The sequence below is a fragment of the Paraprevotella xylaniphila YIT 11841 genome (genome assembly GCF_000205165.1).
Taxonomy (GTDB): Bacteria; Bacteroidota; Bacteroidia; order Bacteroidales; family Bacteroidaceae; genus Paraprevotella; species Paraprevotella xylaniphila.
Window position 1 is genome coordinate 1 of record NZ_GL883832.1, and the last position, 857, is coordinate 857.

1 protein-coding gene is annotated in these 857 nt (G+C 38.5%); it reads left to right on the top strand.

The window, feature by feature from the left end:
* Positions 1-92: 92 nt before the first annotated feature.
* Positions 93-848: an IS5 family transposase gene (locus HMPREF9442_RS05310; RefSeq protein WP_008626184.1), complete on the top strand. Its 756-nt coding sequence runs from the start codon at positions 93-95 to the stop codon at positions 846-848.
* Positions 849-857 lie beyond the last annotated feature (9 nt).

Here is an 857-nt window from a genome sequence, read left to right on the forward strand (position 1 = left end):
AGAGCTTGTTTAAATTTTCCTGTTTGAAATAAAAAGAGTGCTTCTTCTTTCCTCGAAAATGATTATTTTTAGTTACCAAGCTTCAAATAATTATGTATTCGACGGATTTAGAAGAAACACAGTGGCAAGTTATCAAGAAAATCTTGAACGTGCAAGAAAGGAAACGAAAATATGATTTGCGTGAAATATGGAATGCCATTTTCTATGTAGTCAAAACCGGGTGCCAATGGCGTATGCTTCCCTCAGACTTCGCTCCTTGGGAGTTGGTTTACTACTATTATCGCAAATGGTCTTCTTGGGGTGAATTTGATTTATTATTGAACAACTTACGAGAAAAAGTACGTGTGAAAATGGGGCAAAAAGCAGAAGCAAGTTTGGGTATCATGGATAGTCAAAGTGTACGTTGGGGTGATAATCGTTCTCTTAATGGCATTGACGGGAACAAGAAAGTAAAAGGCGTTAAACGTCATGTGGTGGTAGATAAAAATGGCTTCCTGCTTGCAGTCATGGTGACGATTGCCTGTGTGCATGACAGCAAGGCGGCTTATCTGTTGGCAAGGTGTCTGAGGGAACTCTCTTGCAACATCAAAGTCATATTGGCAGATACCGGATATCGTGGAGAAATAGCTGAGAAGATTAAAAATGCTTTTGGATACATTCTTGAAGTAGTCGTTAGTGGTGATAAGGTAAAAGGCTTTAGACCAATAGGTAAAAGATGGATTGTGGAAAGAACCTTTTCATGGTTTGACAATTATAGAAGGCTATGCAGAAACTATGAGCTAACTTTCGATTCGGCAGAGGAAATGGTAAAACTGGCATCCATTAGGATGTTATTGAATAAAATTTAAACAGGCTCT

Excerpts from the sequence above, each read along its gene's own strand:
- HMPREF9442_RS05310 (WP_008626184.1), top strand. The coding sequence starts at position 93 with ATGTATTCGACGGATTTAGAAGAAACACAGTGGCAAGTTATCAAGAAA.